Source organism: Pseudomonas sp. B21-047, assembly GCF_024748775.1.
Classification (GTDB): Bacteria; Pseudomonadota; Gammaproteobacteria; order Pseudomonadales; family Pseudomonadaceae; genus Aquipseudomonas; species Aquipseudomonas capeferrum.
The window spans coordinates 883,925-905,862 of the sequence record NZ_CP087169.1; the positions used below are offsets into that span (position 1 = coordinate 883,925).

1 protein-coding gene is annotated in these 21,938 nt (G+C 67.2%); it reads right to left on the reverse strand.

The genetic code is table 11. The annotated features are described in order from the left end of the window. Positions 1-24: 24 nt before the first annotated feature. Positions 25-21,792, reverse strand: coding sequence for a BapA/Bap/LapF family large adhesin (locus tag LOY26_RS04070; protein WP_258714424.1), 21,768 nt, complete (start codon positions 21,790-21,792; stop codon positions 25-27). Positions 21,793-21,938 lie beyond the last annotated feature (146 nt).

The following is a 21,938-nucleotide window of genomic DNA, read 5'->3' on the forward strand; positions in this document are numbered from 1 at the left end:
TGGCCCGGCGGGGTTGCAGCGGCCTCAGACGACATGGATACCGTTCTGCACCCACAGGTGCTGGCTTGGATCCTCCTGGGCCGTGTATTGGTTATAGTCGATGCCGTCGGCGGTTTGGTTTCCGACCAGCGCCCAGTTGTCCGTCATGTGAACCGAGTCGTTTTCATCCCCCTTGATGACCAGTGTGTCGGTGCCGGTTTCGGTGATCGCGACCACGTCCGCCAGGTTCAGGGTCAGCGCCACCGAACTGGTGTCGTTGAGGTCGATCACTTCGATGTCATGCACCCGCCCGACCAGGTTACCCAGGTCGATGCTGGCATCACCGCCGCCCCACAGCAGGGTGTCGGTACCCGTGCCGCCATCGACGCTGGCGAAGTTCTGGTCGACCACCACCAAGGTGTCGTCGCCCGCCCCCCCTTGCAGGGTGATGTGGCCGCCCTGGCTGCCATCGAGGTGGTCGTTGCCGTCGGTGCCGGCGATCACTTCGCTGGAGGCCGCCGCCGCGATACTGGCCAGTGCCACACCTTCGTCGCCGGTGTCGGCCAGCAGCGAGCTGGTGGCGGTGAAGTTGGCGGCGTTGTCCAGGTTGATGGTGAGGTTGGCGGTGTCGGTGGTGCCGTTGGGGTGGGTCAGTTCGTAGGTGAAGGTTTCATGCTGGCCGATCACCGCATTGGTCAGCCCGGCGTTGAGGGTGTAGGTGTAGCTGCCATCGGCGTGCACCAGCAAGGTGCCGTAGTTGCCCGCCACACTGACCCCGTTGTAGCCCGGGATGGTGTAGGTATTGGCCGCCGTCATCACACTCAGCACGGTCAATGGCGAGCCGACGTTGTCGTCGGTCAACAGGTTGCCGGTGACTGCGGTGGCGCCGCTGACCACGAACTCGGTCAGGTGCGTGGTAGTGGCGTTGACGCTGGTGGTGATCGAGCTGGCCAGGCCGATGCCGCCTGCGGTGACACGTATTTGGTAGGCGCCGGCGCCTTGGTTCTGGAACGTGTAGCCGGCACCGCCGCCAAGCAGGCTGATCAGTGAGCCGCCACCGACCGACTGCACCAGCACGTACTGGCCGGTAGCCGGGTTGAGTTTGAGCAGGTCGAGGGTGGTGCCATTGAGCAGGCTCAACAGGTTGGTGGAGTTGACTACCACTTGCAGGTTGGCCGTGGTGTCGGCGGCAACGCTAGTGTCGTAGAGGGCCTGGCGTGAACCAATCAATGGCAAGCGGAGCGTGCCTAGCGTGTCACTGTTGGTGTCTACCCGGTTGGCCAGGGTGAGGTGGCTGGTACCGGCATCGTTGACCGCGTCGACCACCGTGGCCGGTGCGCCGTAGTTGCTGTCGCTCCAGATTTCCGTGGCTTGTGGGCTGTCGATGCGCACATACAGGTTGGCGGCATCGGACGCGCCGTTGGCATGCAGCAGCTGGTAGCTGAACACATCGACCTTGCCGACGCTCGATGGGCTGCCGTTAGGCGTGTAGGTGTAGCTGCCGTCGCCGCGGATCACCAGGGTGCCGTACAAGCCCTGCACCGTGGTGGCGCTGCCCGCCGAGACATAGCTGCCGTCCTTCATGACCTGAAGGACGGCGGCGCTGTCCGGGCCAAGGGCGTCGACGGCGCCGTCGGTGCCGACGTCAGTGATGACGTTCCCCGATGTTGCCGTGCCGGTGCCGGTGAACTGCGTGAGGCTGGTGGTTTCGATGTCCAGCGTGGTGGTCACGTTGGTAATCAGGCCGATGCCGCCACTGCCGACGGTCAGGCGATAGTCCCCCGCCTGCAGCACGCCGATATCGACGCGGATGCCCTGGCCCAGCGGCAGCAGGATCAGGTCGAGCAGGCCTTGGCTGGTGCCTGTGGCCAAGGTCACCCAGTTACCGTCAGCGTTCTTCACCTGCAGGGTGAAGGTCGTGTTGTCGAGCAGCGACAGCGCGCTGCTGGTGTTCAGGGTCAGCGTCGGGTCCACGGTGGTACCGGCACCTACCGTCCAGGTGTAGGTCTTGGTGAAGCCCGCCAGCAAGGTCGTGAAGCTGTCCTGATAAGTCCGCGAGCTGACCACCGGTGCCAGGTTGACCTCGGCGGTCACCAGGTTGTCGCTGGCGATCACCGGGGCATTGGCGTCGACGTCGGGCGCGGTGATGTTGACGTTGCCGGACACGTTGCCGCGCCCGTCGCTGAGGGTGACCGACAGCAACTGGCCATTATCCTGAGGTGGGCTCAGGGCCACGGTGAAGTTGCCGTCCGGTTGCACCACCGCCGTCTGCAGCACGGTGCCGTTGGCACTGCGCACGGTGACGGTGGCACCCACCTCGCCACTGCCGGTGAGGCTGCTGCCGTCGGCGCTGATCACCAGGTTGCTGGCGGCCGCTGGTGGGGTCAGGTCAGGTGCGGTAAGCGCGGTGCCGGTTGAGGCATTACCCGCACCGTCGGTGAGGGTGACGCTCAGGGCCTGGTTGTCGATCTGCGCCGCAGTCAGGCTGACCACGAACAGGCCGTTGCTGCCCACTGTTGCAGTGCCCAGCACGGTGCCTGCGCTGTTGCGCACGGTGACGGTGCTGCCAACCTGGCCAGAGCCGCTGACGGCCGTGCCGTTGGCGTTGATGGTTGCCAGCGGCGCTGCCGGTGGCGTGGTGTCCGGCGCCGTCAGGCTGATGCTGGCGGACAGGTTGCCGGACGGGTCGGACTGGCGTACGACCAGCAATTGCCCATCATTTTGCGCTGTGGTCAGGGTGATGGTGAAGGTACCGTCGGGTTGCACCACGGCCGAGCCGAGCGGGCCGCTCGGGCCTTGCACGGTCACGGTTGCACCGGCCTCGCCACGCCCTGTGAGCTCGGTACCCGTGCCGTTGATGACCACGTTGGTAGGCGCAACAGGCGGCTGTACATCGATAGCCGTGAAGCTGGTGCTGCCAGACGCGTTGCCGGTCGTATCGGCCTGGCTCACGGCCAATACCTGGCCATTGAGCTGCGGCGTGATCAGGTTGATGCTGAACACGCCACCGGCATTCACCACCCCGGTGCCGAGCACGTTGTTGGCGGCGTCGCGCACGGTCACCGTAGCATTGGCCTCACCGGTACCGGTGAGTACCAGGCCATTGGCGGACAGGCCGGTCACCAGCGGGTTGGCCGGTGGCGTGATGTCGGCGGCCTGGACGAAGGTCGGTTGCGATTCGCCGCCCACCAGTGCCACTGCCGTCACGCTAAGGTGCTGGCCGTCGAGCTGCGCCGTGTCCAGTTGCAGGGTGAAGGTGCCATTGAGTGTGGCCCCGCCCGTGCCGATCAGGTTGCCTGCGGCATCGTACACGCGGATGCCGACACCGCTCGGCGCGTTGCCCGACAGGGTCAGGCCGTCGCTGCCCAGGGTCACGTTGGTGGGCGGCACTGGCGGTGCCAGCAGTGGCGTGATATAGGTCGCGACCGCCGAGGTGTTGAAGCCGTCAGACTGCGTCACCGCCAACGTGGCAAGGCTGCCGGCTGCCGGCACCAGGGTTACCTGGAAGTTGCCGGCAGCATCCACCTCGCCAGTGCCCAGCACGATGCCGCCGCGGCTGACGGTGACCGTCGCATTGGGTTCGCCTTTACCGGTCAGCACGTTGAAGGTGTTGTTGATGGCCATGTCCGTGACCACCGCAGGCGGCGAGGTGTCGTTGGTCTGGTAGCTGGCAGGCAGCGAGGCGTTGCCGGCATCGTCGGTGGACACAACGGTCAGCAGTTGGCCATTGTTCTGGGCCGGGTTGAGGGTGACGGTGAACTGGCCGTTCTCAGGTACCTCCACCGTGCCAACCACCGCGTTGTTCGGCCCGCGAACGGTGATGGTGGTGCCTGCTTCGGCAGTACCCGTCATCGAGGTGCCGGCCGGGTTGAGCAACAAGTCGGTCGGTGGTAGCGGTGGCGTCAGGTCCGGTGCGGTCACTTGCAGTGGCGCGGACGGGTTGCCGGTGGCGTCCTGGGCGATGAGGGTCAGGGTTTGGCCGTTGATCTGCGCAGCGTTCAGGTCGAGCACGAAGGTGCCGTCCGGGTCGACTGTCACCTGGCCAAGCAGGTCGCCATTGTTGTTTACCACGGTGACGCGGGCGCCGGCTTCACCGGTACCAACCAGCTGGGTGCCGCTGTCGTTGATCACGGCGATCACTGTGGCTGGCGGGGTAATGTCAGCTGCGGTGGTCGTGCTGATCGGCGAGACGTTGCCGCGCGGATCGGTCAGGGTCACTTGCAGCACCTGCCCGTCAAGCTGCGCCGAGCTCAGGTCGACCACGAACTTACCGTCGGCACCGACCTCGATGGTACCGATCTGGGTGATGCCGACATAGACGCGAACGGTAGCGCCCGCTTCGCCGATGCCGCTGAGCTGGTCGCCCGCCACGTTGAGCCGCAGCTCGGTCGCAGGCGCTGGTGGCGTGAGGTCGGGCGCCAGGATGTTGACCGGCGCACTGATATTGCCGGGTGGGTCGGCCTGCTGTACCGACAGCGGTTCGCTGTTGATCTGCGCGGGGGTCAGCTCGACGCGGAAGCTGCCGTCGGCCTGCACGGTGCCAAAGCCCAGCACGGTGCCTGCAGTGTTGCGCACGGTGACGGTTGCCCCGGCTTCGCCCAGGCCGGTCACCACGCTGCCGTCGACACTGATGTCGACCTCGGTGAGCGCGGCGGGCGGGGTGAAGTCTGGGGTCTGCAGGGTGGCCACCGCCGATACGTTGCCGGCAGCGTCGGTCTGGGTGAAGCTGAGCAGCTCGCTGTTACCCAACGCCGGGGTGAGGGTGACGGTGAAATGCCCGCTGGCGTCGACCGTGGCCCTGCCGACTTCATCGCCATTCGGCGCGGTGACGATGACCTCTGCCCCAACCTCGCCGCGGCCGGTGAGGGTGATGCCATCGCTGGAGATGGCAAGCTCGGTTGGTGCGGCTGGTGGCGTGGTGTCGGGCGCGGTGATGGCACTGGCATCCGACTGGTTGCCGGCGGCATCGATCAGCACCACTTGCACCTGCTGGCCGTTGGCCTGCGGCGTACCGAGGTCTACCTGGAAGCTGCCGTCGCCACGCACGACCGCGGTGCCGAGCACGCTGCCATCGGCAGCCAGCACGCGGACAGTGGCGCCCGCTTCGCCGGTACCGTTGAGCAGGCTGCCGCCCCCGGCGAAGGCCAGGTTCTCGGCGGCATCGGGTGCCACGCGATCAGGCGCGGTGAGGCTGATGCTGTTGGACTCGTTGCCGGCAACATCGGACTGGCTGGCGCTGAGCTGTTCGCCGTTGATCTGCGCGCTGCCAAGGCCAATGCTGAAGTTGCCATTGACATCGACCAGACCGGTGCCGAGATCGATGCCGCCTTCACCGATCACGGTGACGGTGGCACCCGGCTCGCCGCGGCCACTGAGCACCAGCCCGTCGCTGGACAGCACGACATAGGCCAGTGGCAACGGTGCGGTGGTGTCGGGCGCTTGCAGGCTGGCCGGCAGCGACGTGCTGCCGTCGGTGCCTACGGCGCTGACTTGCAGCACTTCGCCGTTGGCCTGGGCGCTACCGAGGTTGACCGTGAAGGTGCCGTCGTTGGCGACCGGGGCGGTACCCAGCAGTACGCCATTGGGGCCATACACATTCACCGTGCTGCCTGGGGTTGCCGTGCCGGTCACTGCCAGGCCATCGGCAGCCAGTACCAGGTTGTCGGGTGTATCCGGCGCCAGCACGCCCGGCGCGGTGACGGTTTGCGCAGGCGAAACGTTCTGCGCGGCATCGGCCTGCACCACGCTGAGGCTTTCGCCGGTAATGGCAGCCGGTGACAGGGCCACGCTGAAGTGGCCATCGGCCCCGACGGTGGCGGTGCCTAGCACGCTACCGTCCGGTGCGCGAACGGTGACTGTGGCGTTGGCTTCACCGGTGCCGGTGAGGGTCGCGCCATTGGCCGCTACAGCAAGGTTGGTCACGACGGCAGGTGGCGTGGTATCGGCTGCGGTGTAAGGCGCGGCTGGCGACACGTTGCCTGCGGCATCGGTGGCGGTTACCTGCACGGTCTGGCCGTTGGTCTGGGCACTGTTCAGGGTGACCTGGAAGGTGCCATTGCTGCCGGCCACTGCAGTGCCGAGCACGTTGCCTGCGGCATCGCGCACGGTCACGGTGCTGCCCGCTTCTGCGTTACCGGTCAGTTGCAGGCCGGTGGCAGCCAGGGCCAGGGTGGTCGGTGCCGGTGGTGGGGTGAAGTCCGGCGCGGTGACTGCCACTGCAGTAGAGGTGTTGTTGCCCGCGTCGGTCTGGGTCACGCTCAAGTGCTGGGCGTTGAGCTGTGCATTGTCGAGCGTCAGTGTGAAGCTGCCGTTGGCGGCCACCAGCCCGGTGCCGATGATGGTGCCATCCGGGCCGCGCACGGTCACGGTGGCGCCTGCTTCACCGAGGCCGCTCAGGGTCAGGCCGTTGTTGTTCAGCACCACATTGGTCAGCGGCGCGGGTGGGGTCAGGTCAGGGGTGCTGACGTTGACTGCCGTCGAGGTATTGCCAGCAGCATCCACTTGCGTGACGCCGATGGCCTGGCCGTTGGCCTGCGGTGTGTCGAACACCACCGTGAAGCGCCCATCGGCCCCGACCACGGCGGTGCCGAGCACGATGCCGGCGGCATTGCGGACCTGGACCGTGGCGCCCACTTCACCGCTGCCCGACAGCTGCCGGCCGTCCTGGCTGAGGACGGGGTTGCTGATGGCGGCAGGCGGTGTGCGGTCTGGCGTCGCCATGCTGGCCGGGCCAGACACGTTACCCGCAGCATCGCTGAGCGTGACCTGCAGGGGGCTGCCGTCGGTTTGCGCGCTCGGCAGGGTGATCTGGAACTGGCCGTTCTGGTTGACGGTGCCGGTGGCCAGGATCGCGCCGCTGGCATCACGCACGGTGACGTTGGCACCGGCTTCGCCTTCGCCGCTGAGCACGGTGGCCGCGCTGTTCAGGCTGAGGTTGTTGGCTGCCAGCGGCGCCTGCAGGTCAGGTGCCTGCAGGGTGGCCGCGAGCGAGACGTTACCCGCGCCATCGGCCTGGGTGACGATCAGGTTTTGCGCATTGGCCAGCGCTGGCGCGAAGCTGATGCTGAACAAGCCATTGCTGCCGACGGTCGCGGTGCCAAGCACGTCGCCCTGGGCATTGACCACGCGAACGGTCGCACCCACTTCGCCCTGGCCGGTCAGCGTGCTGCCGGTACGGTCGATGGCAACCTGGGTCGGCGCATCCGGCGCTGTGCTGTCGTTGGCCACGAGGGTGGCCGGTACCGACGGATTGCCATCGACCGAGGTGCGAGCGGTGACCACAAGGGTCTCGCCATTGAGCTGGGCATTCTGGAAGAACACCCGGAAGGTGCCATCGCTGCCAACCGTCGCCGTGCCCAGGGTGGTGCCGCCGGCGGTCACGGTGATCAGCGACCCGACGGTGCCCTGGCCGATCAGCAGGAAGCCATCGGCGCTGAGGGCGAGGCCGCTTGGAGTGGCGGCTTCGGTGCCATCCGGGCCGTCCAGCGAGACCGGGGTGGACTCGTTGCCGGCAGGGTCGATCACCACCACGTCGACGGTTTCGCCCGCCGTCAGTGGTGGGTTGACCGGTACCACGAAGGTGCCGTCCGGGCCCACGGTTTCGCTGCCGCGCTCGCTGCCGTCCGGGTTACGGATGACCACCGTGCTGCCAGGTTCGGCGCCGCCGCCGACAATGCTGCCATCCGGGCTGACGGTGACCCCCGTGGCCGGCAGTGGGTCGGTGGTGTCGGGTGCGGTGATGGTGATCGGCGCGGAGCCGTTGTTGGCGCCGTCGGTGACGACCACGGTCACGCTTTCGCCATTGGTCTGCGGGGTCGGCAGCGTCACGCTGAAGCTGCCATCGGGGTTCACCGGCTCGGTGGTTTCGTTGCCGTCCGCGTCCCACACCGTCACCGAAGTGGCGCCTGGCGCGTTGCCGGTAACGGTGGTGCCATCCGGGCTGACCACCACGTCGGTGGGCAGTGCTGGCGGCGTGACGTCCGGTGCGATGATCTGGGTAGCCAGGGATTGGTTGCCAGCGGCGTCGGTCAAGGTCACGTCCAGCGCCTGGCCATCGAGCTGCGCAGGCGCCAGCGGTACTGTGAACTGGCCGCCAGCCGGTACCACCACACTGCCCACCAAGGTGCCGTCGGGGGTGCGCACTTCAACAGTCGAGCCCGCTTCGCCGGTGCCCTGGATCGCGTTGCCGCCGGGGGTGATGGAGAGCCCGTCCGGTGCGGTAGGGGCGGTGCTGTCATCGGCGGTGAAGGTGGCCGATGGCGATGCATTGCCTTCGCTGTCGATCAGTACCACCGACAGCACTTCGCCGTTGGTCTGGGCGGGCGTGAGGGTAACGCTGAAGGTGCCGTCCTCGCCCACCGGGAGGGTGCCCAGCAGGTCGCCGGCTGCGTTGCGCACTTCCACGGTGCTACCCGGTTCGCCCTGGCCACTGAGTACCGTGCCTTCGGGGTTCAGGCCCAGGCCTTGCGCCGCTGCCGGTGCTTCGAGGTCAGGCGCGGTCACGGTGCCAGGCGTCGAGTCATTGCCGGCGCCGTCAGCCTGGGTGACGGACAGGGTCTGCCCGTTGAGTTGTGGCGGGTCGATGCTTACGCGGAAGCTGCCGTCGGCCTCGACCACGGCGGTGCCCAAAATCGCGCCAGCCGTGCCGGTGACGGTAACCTGCGCACCCGGCTCGCCGGTGCCACTAACGGTGCGGCCATCGCCCGACAAGGTGAGGCCTGTCGGGGTGTCTGGCGCTTCGCTGTCCGGTGCCGGCAGGGTGACGGCGGTAGACAAGTTGCCGGTGGGGTCACGTTGCTCCACGGTCAGTGCCTGGCCGTTGGTTTGCGGCGTGTCCAGGGTGATTTCGAAGGTGCCGCCCGTACCAACCACGACGCTGCCCAGTACGGTGCCGTCCGGCCCCCGCACGATGACCGTGGCATCGGGTTCACCGGTGCCGGTGACGGTGGTGCCTGCGTCATCGATGGCGACGCCAGTGACCACTTGCGGTGGTGTGGTATCGGGCGCCGTGAAGTCAACCGGGCCTGCGCTGTTGCCCAGGTTGTCGGTGGCTTCCACGGTCAGGCTTTCGCCATTGCGCTGCGGCTGGTTGAGGGTGACGTCGAAGCGGCCGTCGGCAGCCACCGTGGCGGTACCCAGCACGGTGCCGTCCTCGGCGCGCACGGTCACGATCGAACCGCTCTGGCCCTGCCCGGTGAGGTGGATGCCGGCGGTATCGATGGCCAGGCCCGAAGGCTGCAGCGGGCCATCCAGGTCAGGCGCGTTGACGGTTGCGCTGGAGGTGTTGCCTGCGGGGTCGCGCAGTACCACGTCCAGTTCCTGGCCGTCGGTTTGCGCGGGGGTCAGGATAACGCTGATGACGCCGTTGTCGCCGACCTGGGCATTACCCAGCACATCGCCCTGGGCGTTGATGACCTGAACGGTGGTGCCGGGCTCGCCGCGCCCGGTGAGGACGCTGCCATCGGCGCTGAGCTGCAGGTCGCTGGCCTGGTTGGGCGGGGTGATGTCGGGTGCGGTGATTTGGGCCGGCAGCGAGCTGTTGCCATCGGCATCGACGGCGACCACATCAAGCACTTCGCCGTTGGCCTGAGCAGGTGTCAGGCCGATGGTGAAGGTGCCGTCGATGCCTGCCTGGACGCTGCCAATGACAGTGCCCTGGGCGTCGCGCACCTCAACTTGCGTGCCCGCTGGGGCAGTGCCGCTGATGGATGAACCGTCAGGCGCCAGCACCAGATCGCTCGGGCTTTCGGGCAGCGGTGCATCGGCAACGATGACGTCGATGCCCACCGAGGTGTTGCCAGCGGCGTCGGTTTGCACCAGTACGATCGACTCGCCAGCGGCCAATGGGTTGGCGAGGTCGATCACGAAGGTGCCATTCGGGGCCACCGTGCCGGTGCCGATGACAGTGCCACCGGCATCCCGCACTTCCACTTCGGCGCCGGCTTCGCCGCGACCGGACACGGCCAGGCTGCCAGCACCGGCGACGACGTCGGTGATGATCGCTGGCGCGGTGATGTCCGGTGCCACGTAGCTCAACGGCACCGAGGCATTGTCGGCGGCGTCGACCACGGTGATGGCCAGGGTCTCGCCATTGGCCTGGGCAGGGTTCAGGGTCAGGGTGAAGGTGCCGTCGGGCTCGACGATGGCGCTGCCGATCAAGTCGCCCAAGGCGTCACGTACGTTCACCCGCGCGCCCGGTTCGGCGCTACCGGTGAGGCTGTTGCCAGCGGTAAGCACCAGGTCGGTGGGTTGCAGCGGGGCAACCTGGTCCGGTGTGGCCACCGAGCCTGGTTGCGAAACGTTGCCGGCGGCATCGGTCAAGGTCACTTGCAGGGACGAACCGTCTACAACCGCCGACGGCAGTTGCACGGTGAAGTCGCCGTCAGGGCCTACCGTGCCACTTTGCAGCAGTTGGCCCTGGTCGTTGCGTACCTCGACCGTCGCGCCAGGTTCGCCGCGACCAGAAACAGTGCGCCCGTCATCGCTGACCACCAGGTCGGTGGCCGGCTCTGGCGGCGTGGTATCGCCGCCGTTGTCGATATCCGGCGCGGTGACGGTGCCGGCTGTCGAGCTATTGCCCGTGGTATCGGTGGCAGTGACTTGCAGTTGTTCGCCATCGACTTGGGGTGGGGTGAGGGTGACGCTGAAGGCGCCGCTTGGGCCGACCAGCGTGCTGCCCAGCGCGGTGCCATCGGCTGCCAGAACCCGCACGGTGCTGCCGGCTTCGGCACGCCCGGTGACCACGCTGCCATCGGTGCTGACGGCGAGTTCGGTGGGCGTGTCGGGGGCGGTGATGTCCGGTGCGCTGACTTGTACCGGCAGGGACGATGCACCGGTGCTGTCGATGGCCACCACATCCAGCAGCTCGCCATTGGCCTGTGCGGGTGTGAGCACGACGGTAAAGGTGCCTTCGGCACCGACCACCACGCTGCCGACCAGGGTGCCGTTGGCATCGTGCACTTCTACGCGGGTGCCGGTCTGGGCGCTACCGCTGATGCTGGTACCGTCTTCAGCGACCACCAGCTCGCTTGGGCTGGTGGGTACGGTGGCCAGCGGCACATCGTATTGCAGGGCTTCAGAGGCATTGCCGGCCGCGTCGGTCTGGACCAGGCTCAGGCGTTCGCCCGGCTGCGCGGCGGGGTTGAGGTCGACCAGGAAGGTGCCGTTGGCAAGCACGGTACCGCTGCCCAGCAGGTTGCCATCGACGTCACGCACTTCGACGCTGGCCCCCGCTTCGCCGCGGCCGCTGAGGGTCAGGCCGTCGGCACCGACCACGATGGTACTGACCGCTGCCGGTGGGGTGATGTCCGGGGCATCGAACTGCAGCGGAGCAGAGGTGTTGCCGGCGGCATCCACCAGGCGGATGTCGAGGGCTTCGCCATTGGCCTGTGCAGGCGACAGCGTAAGGCTGAAGCTGCCGTTGTCGTTGACCAGGCCCGTGCCGATCAGGTCGCCATCAGCGTCGTGGACCTGCACCGTGGCACCCGGCTCGCCGCTACCGGTCAAGGTCACGCCATTGGCCAGGGCCAGGCCGGTCGGTTGTTCGGGTGCCTGCAGGTCTGGCGAGATGACCGAGCCAGGTTCGGAGGCGTTGCCTGCGGCGTCGGTCAGTACCACTTGCAGGGTACTGCCGTCTTTGACGGCCGGGTCCAGGGTGAGCTGGAAGCTGCCATCCGGGTTGACCGTGCCGGTGGCCAGGAGAGTGCCCTCGGCATCGCGCACCTGCACGCTGGCACCGGCTTCGCCGCGGCCGTTGAGCTGGCTGCCGGCGAGGCCGATCACCAGGTTGGTTGGCGCCTCCGGTGGGGTGGTATCACCGCCGTCGATGTCCGGGGCCGTGACGGTTCCCGCCGTGGAGCTGTTGCCGGCGTTGTCGGTGGCCGACACTTGCAACACCTCACCGTCGACCTGAGGTGGGTCGAGGGTGATGTTGAAGATGCCGGTCGGGCCAACCAGTGCACTGCCAAGTTCAGTGCCATCGGCCGCCAGGATCCGCACGGTGCTACCGGCTTCGGCACGCCCGGTGACCACGCTGCCATCGGTGCTGACGGCAAGTTCGGTCGGTGTGGCGGGCGCGGTGATGTCGGGTGCGCCCACTTGCACTGGCAGCGACGATGCGCCGGTGCCGTCGATAGCCACCAGGTCGAGCAGCTCGCCGTTGGCTTGGGCCGGGTTGAGGATGACGGTGAAGGTGCCTTCGGCGCCGACCACCACGCTGCCGACCAGGGTGCCGTTGGCATCGTGCACTTCCACGCGCGTACCGGCTGGGGCGCTACCGCTGATGCTGGTACCGTCTTCGGCCACCACCAGGTCGCTTGGGCTGGCCGGCGCGGTGGTCAGGGGTACGTCGTATAGCAAGGCTTCGGAGGCGTTGCCGCTTGGGTCGGTCTGCACCAGGCTCAGTTGCGCGCCCGGTTGGGCAGCTGGCGCAAGGTCAATCAGGAAGGTGCCGTTTTCGCCAACGGTGCCGGTGCCGATCAGGTTGCCATCGGCGTCACGCACTTCGACGCTGGCTCCTGCTTCGCCCCGACCGCTCAGGGCCAGGCCGTCGGCGCCGACGACAATGTTGCTGACTGCCGCCGGTGGGGTGATGTCCGGGGCATCGAATTGCAGTGGGGTGGAGCTGTTGCCAGCGGCATCCACCAGGCGCACATCCAGCGCCTCGCCATTGGCCTGCGCAGGGAACAGTGAGAGGCTGAAGCTGCCGTTGTCGTTGACCAGGCCGGTGCCGATCAGGTCGCCAGCAGCATTGCGAACCTGCACCGTGGCGCCCGGTTCGCCGCTACCGGTCAAGGTCACGCCATTGGCCAGGCCCAGGCCGGTCGGTTGCTCAGGGGCCAGCAGGTCTGGCGAGATGACCGAGCCGGGTTCGGAGGCGTTGCCTGCGGCGTCGGTCAGTACCACTTGCAGGGTGCTGCCGTCGTTCACGGCTGGGTCCAGGGTGAGCTGGAAGCTGCCATCCGGGTTGACCGTGCCAGTGGCCAGGAGATTGCCCTCGGCATCGCGCACCTGCACGCTGGCCCCGGCTTCGCCGCGGCCGTTGAGCTGGCTGCCGGCGAGGCCGATCACCAGGTTGGTCGGTGCCTCCGGTGGCGTGGTGTCACCGCCGTCGATGTCCGGCGCCGTGACCGTGCCGGCTGTGGAGGTATTGCCCGCAGCATCGGTTGCGGTGACCTGCAGCACCTCCCCATCGACTTGCGGCGGGTCGAGGGTGATGTTGAAGGTGCCGGTCGGGCCGACCAGGGCAGTGCCCAGTTCGCTGCCGTCAGCGGCAAGAATACGCACGGTGCTGCCCGGTTCGGCGCGGCCGGTGACTGTGCTGCCGTCAGCGCTTACGGCGAGCTCGCTTGGGGCAGTTGGGGCAGTGATGTCTGGTGCTGCGATTTGCACAGGCAGGGACGACAAGCCCGTGTCATCGATGGCCACCACATCCAGCAGTTCGCCGTTGGCCTGGGCCGGGTCGAGGATGGCGGTGAAGGTGCCATCGGCACCCGCCACCACGCTGCCGACCAGGGTGCCGTTGGCATCATGCACTTCAACACGGGTGCCAGCCGGGGCATTACCACTGATGCTGGTGCCGTCTTCGGCCACTACCAAGTCGCTCGGGCTGGCCGGCGCGGTGGTCAGGGGGACGTCGTACAGCAGGGCTTCGGAGGCGTTGCCGCTTGGGTCGGTTTGCACCAGGCTGAGCTGCGCACCAGGCTGTGCGGCCGGGTCGAGGTCGATCAGGAAGGTGCCGTTGGCCAGTACCGTGCCGGTGCCAATCACATTGCCATTGGCATCGCGTACTTCAACGCTGGCACCCGCTTCGCCACGGCCGCTCAGGGCCAGGCCGTCGGCACCGACGACGATGTTGCTGACAGCGCCAGGTGGGGTGATGTCCGGAGCATCGAACTGCAGCGGGGTGGAGGTGTTGCCGGCGGCATCCTCCACGCGGACATCCAGTGCCTCGCCGTTTGCTTGAGCGGGGGCGAGGGTGACGCTGAACAGGCCATCCGCGCCCACCAGGGCGGTGCCGATCACCGTGCCCGCTGCATCGCGTACTTGAACAGTGGCACCCGGTTCGCCGCGACCGGTAAGGGTCACGCCTTCGGCCAGGGCCAAGTCGGTGGGTTGTGCCGGTGGCAGCAGGTCTTGCGAGGCGACCGAACCCGGCTGCGAAACGTTGCCTGCGGCATCGGTCAGGGTCACTTGCAAGGTGCTGCCATCGATCACGGCAGGGTCAAGCGCGATCACGAAGGTGCCATCTGCACCGACGGTTCCGGTCGCCAGCACATTGCCGGCGGCGTCACGCACCTGCACGGTGGTGCCCGCTTCGCCACGGCCGCTGAGCTGAGTGCCAGCAAGGCCGATCACCAGGTTGGCCGGTGTACTCGGTGGGGTGATGTCGACGCCGTCGATGTCCGGCGCGGTGACGGAGCTGGCTGTAGAGGCATTGCCTGCGGCGTCGGTAGCGGTGGCTTGCAGCACTTGGCCATCGACCTGTGGCGGGTCAAGGGTGATGCTGAAAATACCGGTCGGCCCAACCAGGGCAGTACCCAGTTCAGTGCCATCGGCGGCAAGAATGCGCACGGTGCTGTCCGGCTCGGCGCGGCCAGTAACGAGAGTGCCGTCAGCGCTGACGGCCAATTCACTCGGTGCGGCTGGCGCGGTGATGTCTGGCGCGGTGATCTGCGCAGGCAGGGACGACAAGCCCGTGTCATCGATGGCCACCACATCCAGCAGTTCGCCGTTGGCCTGGGCCGGGTTGAGCTCGAGAGTGAAAGTACCGTCGGCACCGGCAATGGCGCTGCCGATCAGCGTGCCATTGGCATCATGCACTTCCACACGGCTGCCGGCTGGGGCGGTACCGGTGAGGGTGGTGCCGTCGGCATCGATGGCCAGCTCGCTCGGGCTGGCCGGCGCGGTGGTCAGCGGTACGTCGTATTCGAAGGCAACCGAAGCGTTGCCGCTCGGGTCGGTCTGTACCAGGCTTAACTGTTCGCCGGGTTGTACGGCCGGGTCAAGGTTGATAGTGAAGGTGCCATTGGCGCCCACCGTGCCGGTGCCGATCACATTACCGTCGGCATCGCGCACTTCGACGCTGGCACCCGCTTCGCCGCGACCGCTCAGTACCAGGCCGCCAGCGCCGATGACAATACCGCTTACGGCGGCAGGCGGCGTGATATCTGGGGCATCGAATTGCAGCGGGGTCGAGGTGTTGCCCGCAGCATCCGCCAGGCGGATATCCAGCGCCTCGCCGTTTGCTTGAGCGGGGGCGAGGGTGACGCTGAACAGGCCATCCGCGCCCACTAGGGCGGTGCCGATCACCGTGCCCGCTGCATCGCGTACTTGAACAGTGGCACCCGGTTCGCCGCGACCGGTAAGGGTCACGCCTTCGGCCAGGGCCAAGTCGGTTGGTTGTGCCGGTGGCAGCAGGTCTTGCGAGGCGATGGAGCCCGGTTGCGAAACGTTGCCGGCTGCATCGGTCAGGGTCACTTGCAGGGTGCTGCCGTCGATCACGGCAGGGTCAAGCGCGACCACGAAGGTGCCGTCTGCAGCCACGGTGCCGGTCGCCAGCACATTACCGGCAGCGTCACGCACCTGCACGGTGGTACCCGCTTCGCCACGCCCGCTAAGTTGGGTGCCGGCAAGGCCGATCACCAGGTTGGTCGGTGCACTCGGTGGTGTGGTGTCGACGCCGTCGATATCCGGCGCGGTGACGGAGCTGGCTGTCGAGGTATTGCCCGCAGCATCGGTCGCGGTAGCTTGCAACACTTCGCCATCGACCTGGGGCGGGTCAAGGGTGATGCTGAAAATACCGGTCGGCCCAACCAGGGCAGTACCCAGTTCAGTGCCGTCGGCGGCGACGATACGCACGGTGCTGCCCGGTTCGGCGCGGCCAGTGATGACGGTGCCGTTGGCATTGACGGCCAATTCGGCAGGTGCGGCTGGTGCGGTGATGTCCGGCGCAGTGATCTGCGCAGGCAGGGACGACAAGCCCGTGTCATCGATGGCCACCACATCCAGCAGTTCGCCGTTGGCTTGCGGCGGGGTGAGTTCGAGGGTGAAGGTGCCGTCGGCACCGGCAATGGCGCTGCCGATCAGCGTGCCATTGGCATCATGCACTTCCACACGGCTGCCGGCTGGGGCGGTACCGGTGAGGGTGGTGCCGTCGGCATCGATGGCCAGGCCGCTCGGGCTGGCCGGTGCGGTGGTCAGCGGTACGTCGTATTCGAAGGCCACCGAAGCGTTGCCGCTCGGGTCGGTCTGCACCAGGCTCAGCTGCTCGCCGGGTTGCACGGCAGGGTCGAGGTTGATGATGAAGGTGCCATTGGCGGCCACGGTACCGGTGCCGATCACATTACCGTCGGCATCACTCACTTCGACGCTGGCCCCGGCTTCGCCACGACCGCTCAGCACCAGGCCGCCAGCGCCGACGACAATATCGCTTACTGCGCCAGGCGGCGTGATATCCGGGGCATCGAACTGCAGCGGGGCCGAGCTGTTGCCAGCAGCGTCCAGTTGACGGATGTCCAACGCCTCGCCGTTCGCCTGAGCGGGAGCGAGGGTGACGCTGAACAGGCCATCGGCGCCGACCAGGCCGGTGCCGATCACGGTGCCTGCGGCGTCGCGAACCTGAACAGTGGCGCCTGGTTCGCCGCGACCGGTAAGGGTTACGCCTTCGGCCAGGGCCAGGTCAGTCGGCTGCGCCGGTGGCAGCAAGTCTTGCGACGCGACCGAGCCCGGTGGCGAAACGTTGCCGGCAGCGTCGGTCAGGGTGACTTGCAGGGTGCTGCCGTCAATCACGGCAGGGTCAAGCGCGATCACGAAGGTGCCGTCTGCACCGACGGTGCCGGTCGCCAGTACATTTCCGGCAGCATCACGTACCTGAACGGTGGTACCTGCTTCGCCGCGGCCGCTAAGCTGCGCGCCAGCGAGGCCGATTACCAGGTTGGTCGGTGCCTCCGGTGGCGTGGTATCACCGCCGTCGATATCCGGCGCGGTGACGGAACTGGTTGTCGAGGTATTGCCCGCAACGTCGGTTGCGGTGGCTTGCAGCACTTCGCCATCGACTTGCGGCGGAGCGAGGGTGATGTTGAACACGCCAGTCGGGCCGACCAGGGCAGTGCCCAGTTCCGTGCCGTCGGCGGCAAGAATACGCACGGTGCTGCCGGGTTCGGCACGGCCGGTGACGACAGTGCCGTCAGCGCTGACGGCCAGCTCACTCGGTGCGGCCGGTGCGGTGATGTCTGGCGCATTGATCTGCGCAGGCAGGGACGACAGCCCCGTGTCATCGATGGCGACTACGTCCAGCAGTTCGCCGTTGGCCTGGCCCGGGTTGAGTTCGAGGGTGAAGGTACCGTCGGCACCGGCAATGGCGCTGCCGATCAGTGTGCCATTGGCATCGTGAACTTCGACACGGCTGCCGGCCGGCGCGGTACCGGTGAGGGTGGTGCCGTCGGCGTCGATGGCCAGGTCGCTCGGGCTGGCTGGCGCGGTGATCAGGGGCACATCGTATTCAAAGGCAACCGAAGCATTGCCGCTCGGGTCGGTCTGCACCAGGCTTAGCTGTTCGCCAGGTTGTACGGCGGGGTCGAGGTCGATGATGAAGGTGCCATTGGCGGCCACCGTGCCGGTGCCGATTACATTGCCGTCGGCATCACGCACTTCAACACTGGCCCCGGCTTCGCCGCGACCGCTCAGTATCAGGCCGCCAGCGCCGACGACAATATCGCTTACTGCAGCAGGCGGCGTAATGTCCGGGGCATCGAACTGCAGCGGGGCGGAGGTATTGCCAGCAGCATCCACCAGGCGGATATCCAGTGCCTCGCCATTAGCTTGAGCCGGAGCAAGCGTCAGGCTGAAGCTGCCATCCGCATTGACCAGGCCGGTACCAATCACGTTGCCTGCGGCGTCACGCACCTGCACCGTGGCGCCTGGTTCGCCGCGACCGGTAAGGGTCACGCCTTCGGCCAGGGCCAGGTCGGTCGGCTGCGCCGGTGGCAGCAAGTCTTGCGAAGCGACCGAGCCCGGCTGCGATACGTTGCCAGCGGCGTCGGTCAGGGTGACTTGCAGGGTGCTGCCGTCGATCACGGCAGGGTCAAGCGCGATCACGAAGGTGCCGTCTGCAGCCACGCTCCCGGTCGCCAGCACATTGCCGGCGACGTCACGCACCTGCACGGTGGTGCCCGCTTCGCCACGGCCGCTGAGCTGAGTGCCGGCAAGGCCGATCACCAGATTGGTCGGTGCGCTCGGTGGCGTAGTGTCTACCCCGTCGATGTCCGGCGCGATGACCGAGCTGGTAAGCGACGTGTTGCCAGCGGCGTCGGTCGCCGTGGCTTGCAGCGTTTCACCATCGACCTGAGGCGGGTTGAGGGTGATGTTGAACACACCAGTCGGGCCGACCAGGGCGCTGCCCAGTTCGGTGCCGTCGGCGGCAAGAATACGTACGGTGCTGCCCGGTTCGGCGCGGCCAGTGATAACCGTGCCGTCAGCGCTGACAGCCAGCTCGCTCGGTGCGGTCGGCGCGGTGATGTCTGGCGCGGTGATTTGTGCAGGCAGGGACGACAGCCCCGTGTCATCGATGGCGACTAGGTCCAGCAGTTCGCCGTTGGCCTGGGCTGGATTGAGCTCGATAGTGAAGGTGCCGTCGGCACCGGCAATGGCGCTGCCGATCAGCGTGCCATTGGCATCATGCACTTCCACACGGCTGCCGGCTGGGGCGGTACCGGTGAGGGTGGTGCCGTCGGCATCGATGGCCAGGCCACTCGGGCTGGCGGGTGCGGTCGTCAGAGGGACATCGAACGCCACCACGGCCGACGCGTTGCCGCTTGGGTCAACCTGTACCAGGCTCAGCTGTTCGCCCGGTTGCGCAGCCGGGTCCAGGTTGATCAGGAACGTACCGTTGGCGCCGACTACACCGCGGCCAAGCAGGTTGCCATCGGCGTCGCGTACTTCCACGGTGGCGCCCGCTTCGCCACGACCGCCCAGTACCAGGCCGCCAGGGCCGACCACGATGTTGCTGACGGCATCCGGGGGGGTGATGTCTGGGACATTGAATTGCAGCGGAGCAGAGCTGTTGCCAGCGGCATCCACCTGGCGGATATCCAGCGCCTCGCCATTGGCCTGAGCTGGGGAGAGCGTCAGGCTGAAGCTGCCATCTGCGCCTACCAGGCCGGTGCCGATCACTGTGCCCGCTGCGTCGCGAACTTGAACAGTGGCGCCAGGCTCGCCGCGACCGGTAAGCGTTACGCCTTCGGCCAGGGCCAGGTCAGTTGGCTGTGCCGGTGGCAGCAGGTCTTGCGAAGCGACCGAGCCCGGCTGCGATACGTTGCCGGCAGCGTCGGTCAGGGTGACTTGCAGGGTGCTGCCGTCAATCACGGCAGGGTCAAGCGCGATCACGAAGCTACCGTCTGCACCCACGGTGCCGGTCGCCAGCACATTGCCGGCGGCGTCACGCACCTGCACGGTAGTGCCCGCTTCGCCACGGCCAGTGAGTTGATGGCCCGCGAGGCCGATCACCAGATCAACAGGGGCGTCAGGCGGCGTGGTGTCGCCGCCGTCGATATCGGGTGCGGTGACGGAGCTTGCTGTCGAGGTATTGCCTGCGTCGTCGGTTGCGGTGGCTTGCAGTACTTCGCCATCGACTTGCGGCGGAGCGAGGGTGATGTTGAACACGCCGGTCGGCCCGACCAGGGCGCTGCCCAATTCGGTGCCGTCGGCGGCAAGAATACGCACGGTGCTGCCGGGTTCGGCGCGGCCAGTGACGACAGTGCCGTCAGCGCTGACGACCAGTTCACTCGGTGCGGTTGGAGCAGTGATGTCCGGCGCGGTGATCTGCGCAGGCAGGGACGACAACCCTGTGTCATCGATGGCGACCACGTCCAGCAGTTCGCCGTTGGCCTGTGCCGGGTTGAGTTCGAGAGTGAAGGTGCCATCGGCACCGGCAATGGCGCTGCCGATCAGCGTGCCATTGGCATCGTGCACTTCCACGCGGCTGCCGGCTGGGGCGGTACCGGTGAGGGTGGTGCCGTCGGCGTCGATGGCCAAGCCGCTCGGGCTGGCTGGCGCGGTGGTCTGTGGCACATCGTATTCAAAGGCAACCGAAGCGTTACCGCTCGGGTCGGTCTGCACCAGGCTCAAGTGTTCGCCAGGTTGTACGGCAGGGTCCAAGTCGATCAGGAACGTGCCGTTGGCCAATACCGTACCGGTGCCAATCACATTGCCATTGGCATCGCGCACTTCAACCGTGGCACCCGGCTCGCCACGACCACTTAAGGCCACGCCTCCGGCACCGACGACGATGTTGCTGACGGCAGCAGGCGGCGTAATGTCCGGGGCATCGAATTGCAGCGGGGCGGAGGTGTTGCCAGCGGCATCCACCTGGCGGATATCCAGCGCCTCGCCGTTGGCTTGAGCGGGCGAAAGCGTCAGGCTGAAGCTGCCGTCTGCGCCCACCAGGGCGGTGCCAATCACGTTACCCGCAGCGTCGCGAACCTGCACGGTGGCGCCTGGTTCACCGCGACCGGTGAGGGTCACGCCCTCGGCCAGGGCCAAGTCAGTCGGCTGTGCCGGTGGCAGCTGGTCTTGCGAGGTAACCGAGCCTGGTTGCGAAACGTTGCCAGCGGCGTCGGTCAGGGTCACTTGCAAGGTACTGCCGTCGATCACGGCAGGGTCAAGCGCGATCACGAAAGTGCCGTCTGCACCCACAGTGCCCGTCGCCAGCACATTGCCGGCGGCGTCACGCATCTGCACCGTGGTGCCCGCTTCACCGCGGCCGCTGAGTTGCCGCCCGGCCAGGGCGATCAGCAGGTCGGTTGGCGCATCCGGCGGGGTAGTGTCGGGCGGCGTTTCGACATCCGGGGCCGTGATCCCGGCGGCTGGCGAAGTGTTGCCAGCCGCATCCTGGGCGGTCACTTCCAGGGCCTGGCCATCGGTCTGCGCAGGCTGCAAAGCAATGCTGAATTGCCCGTCGGCACCGGCCACCGCGCTGCCCAGCAGCACGCCACCGGCGCCCCGCACCGCTACCGTGGAGCCGGGCTCGGCACGGCCGGTGAGGGTTGTACCCTGTTCATTGATGGCAAGCTCGGTCGGCGCTACGGGGGCTGTTGCATCCGGGGCGGTAACACTGCCTGGGGCCGAGACATTGCCAGCGCCATCGGTCAGGGTGACTTGAAGGTTCTCGCTGTTGATCTGCGGGGGGCTAAGCGACACATTGAAACTGCCATCGGCACCCACCGTGCCGCTGCCGATCAGGTTGCCCGCAGCGTCGCGAATGTTCACCGTGGTGCCTGCTTCGCCACGCCCGGTCAGGCGCAGGCCATCGGGGGACACCAGCAGGTCGATGGGCGTGGCAGGGGCGGTGGTATCGCCCGGGTCCGAGCTGCCGCTGCTGCCACCGCCACTGCTGTCTGCAGCGGCCGCCGCGCCGCCGATACCCAGCAGGCTGAGCCCGGCAATCGCCCAGGTGGGCATCTCGCTACCGGCCACACCGATACCCGCGACCAGTTCATCCAGCGAAGCCACTTCGTCGAAGGTAAAGCCAGTGAATGCTGCTGCATCGTAGTTTGCATGCCACAGGGTGCCGTCTTCACCGACGAAGACGATGTCGCTGCCGACCCCCGCCTGATCCACGGCGAAGAAGTTGCCGATAGTGACCTTCTCGCCTGACTTCAAGGTAACGATCAGGTCTTGCCCGCGCTGGGTGACGGTTGCCACTTTATCGGGAGAAACCGGCATCTGCACGACGCCTGGCCCGTTGAGACTGACATTGCCCCAGGCACTCTGGGTGGCGACTGCGGATTGCTTATCGGCGACGACGATGTTGTCCATGGATGCTCCCTGCTGGTGTGCGGCTACACTGGCTCGACTTCGCGACCCAGGGCCGGCGCAACGTGAAAGAACGTGTTGCGCGCAGCCTCGACCATGACGGCCGTGATACCGGTGGTTAGGGAGATATAGCAGCCCAGCAGGAAGCA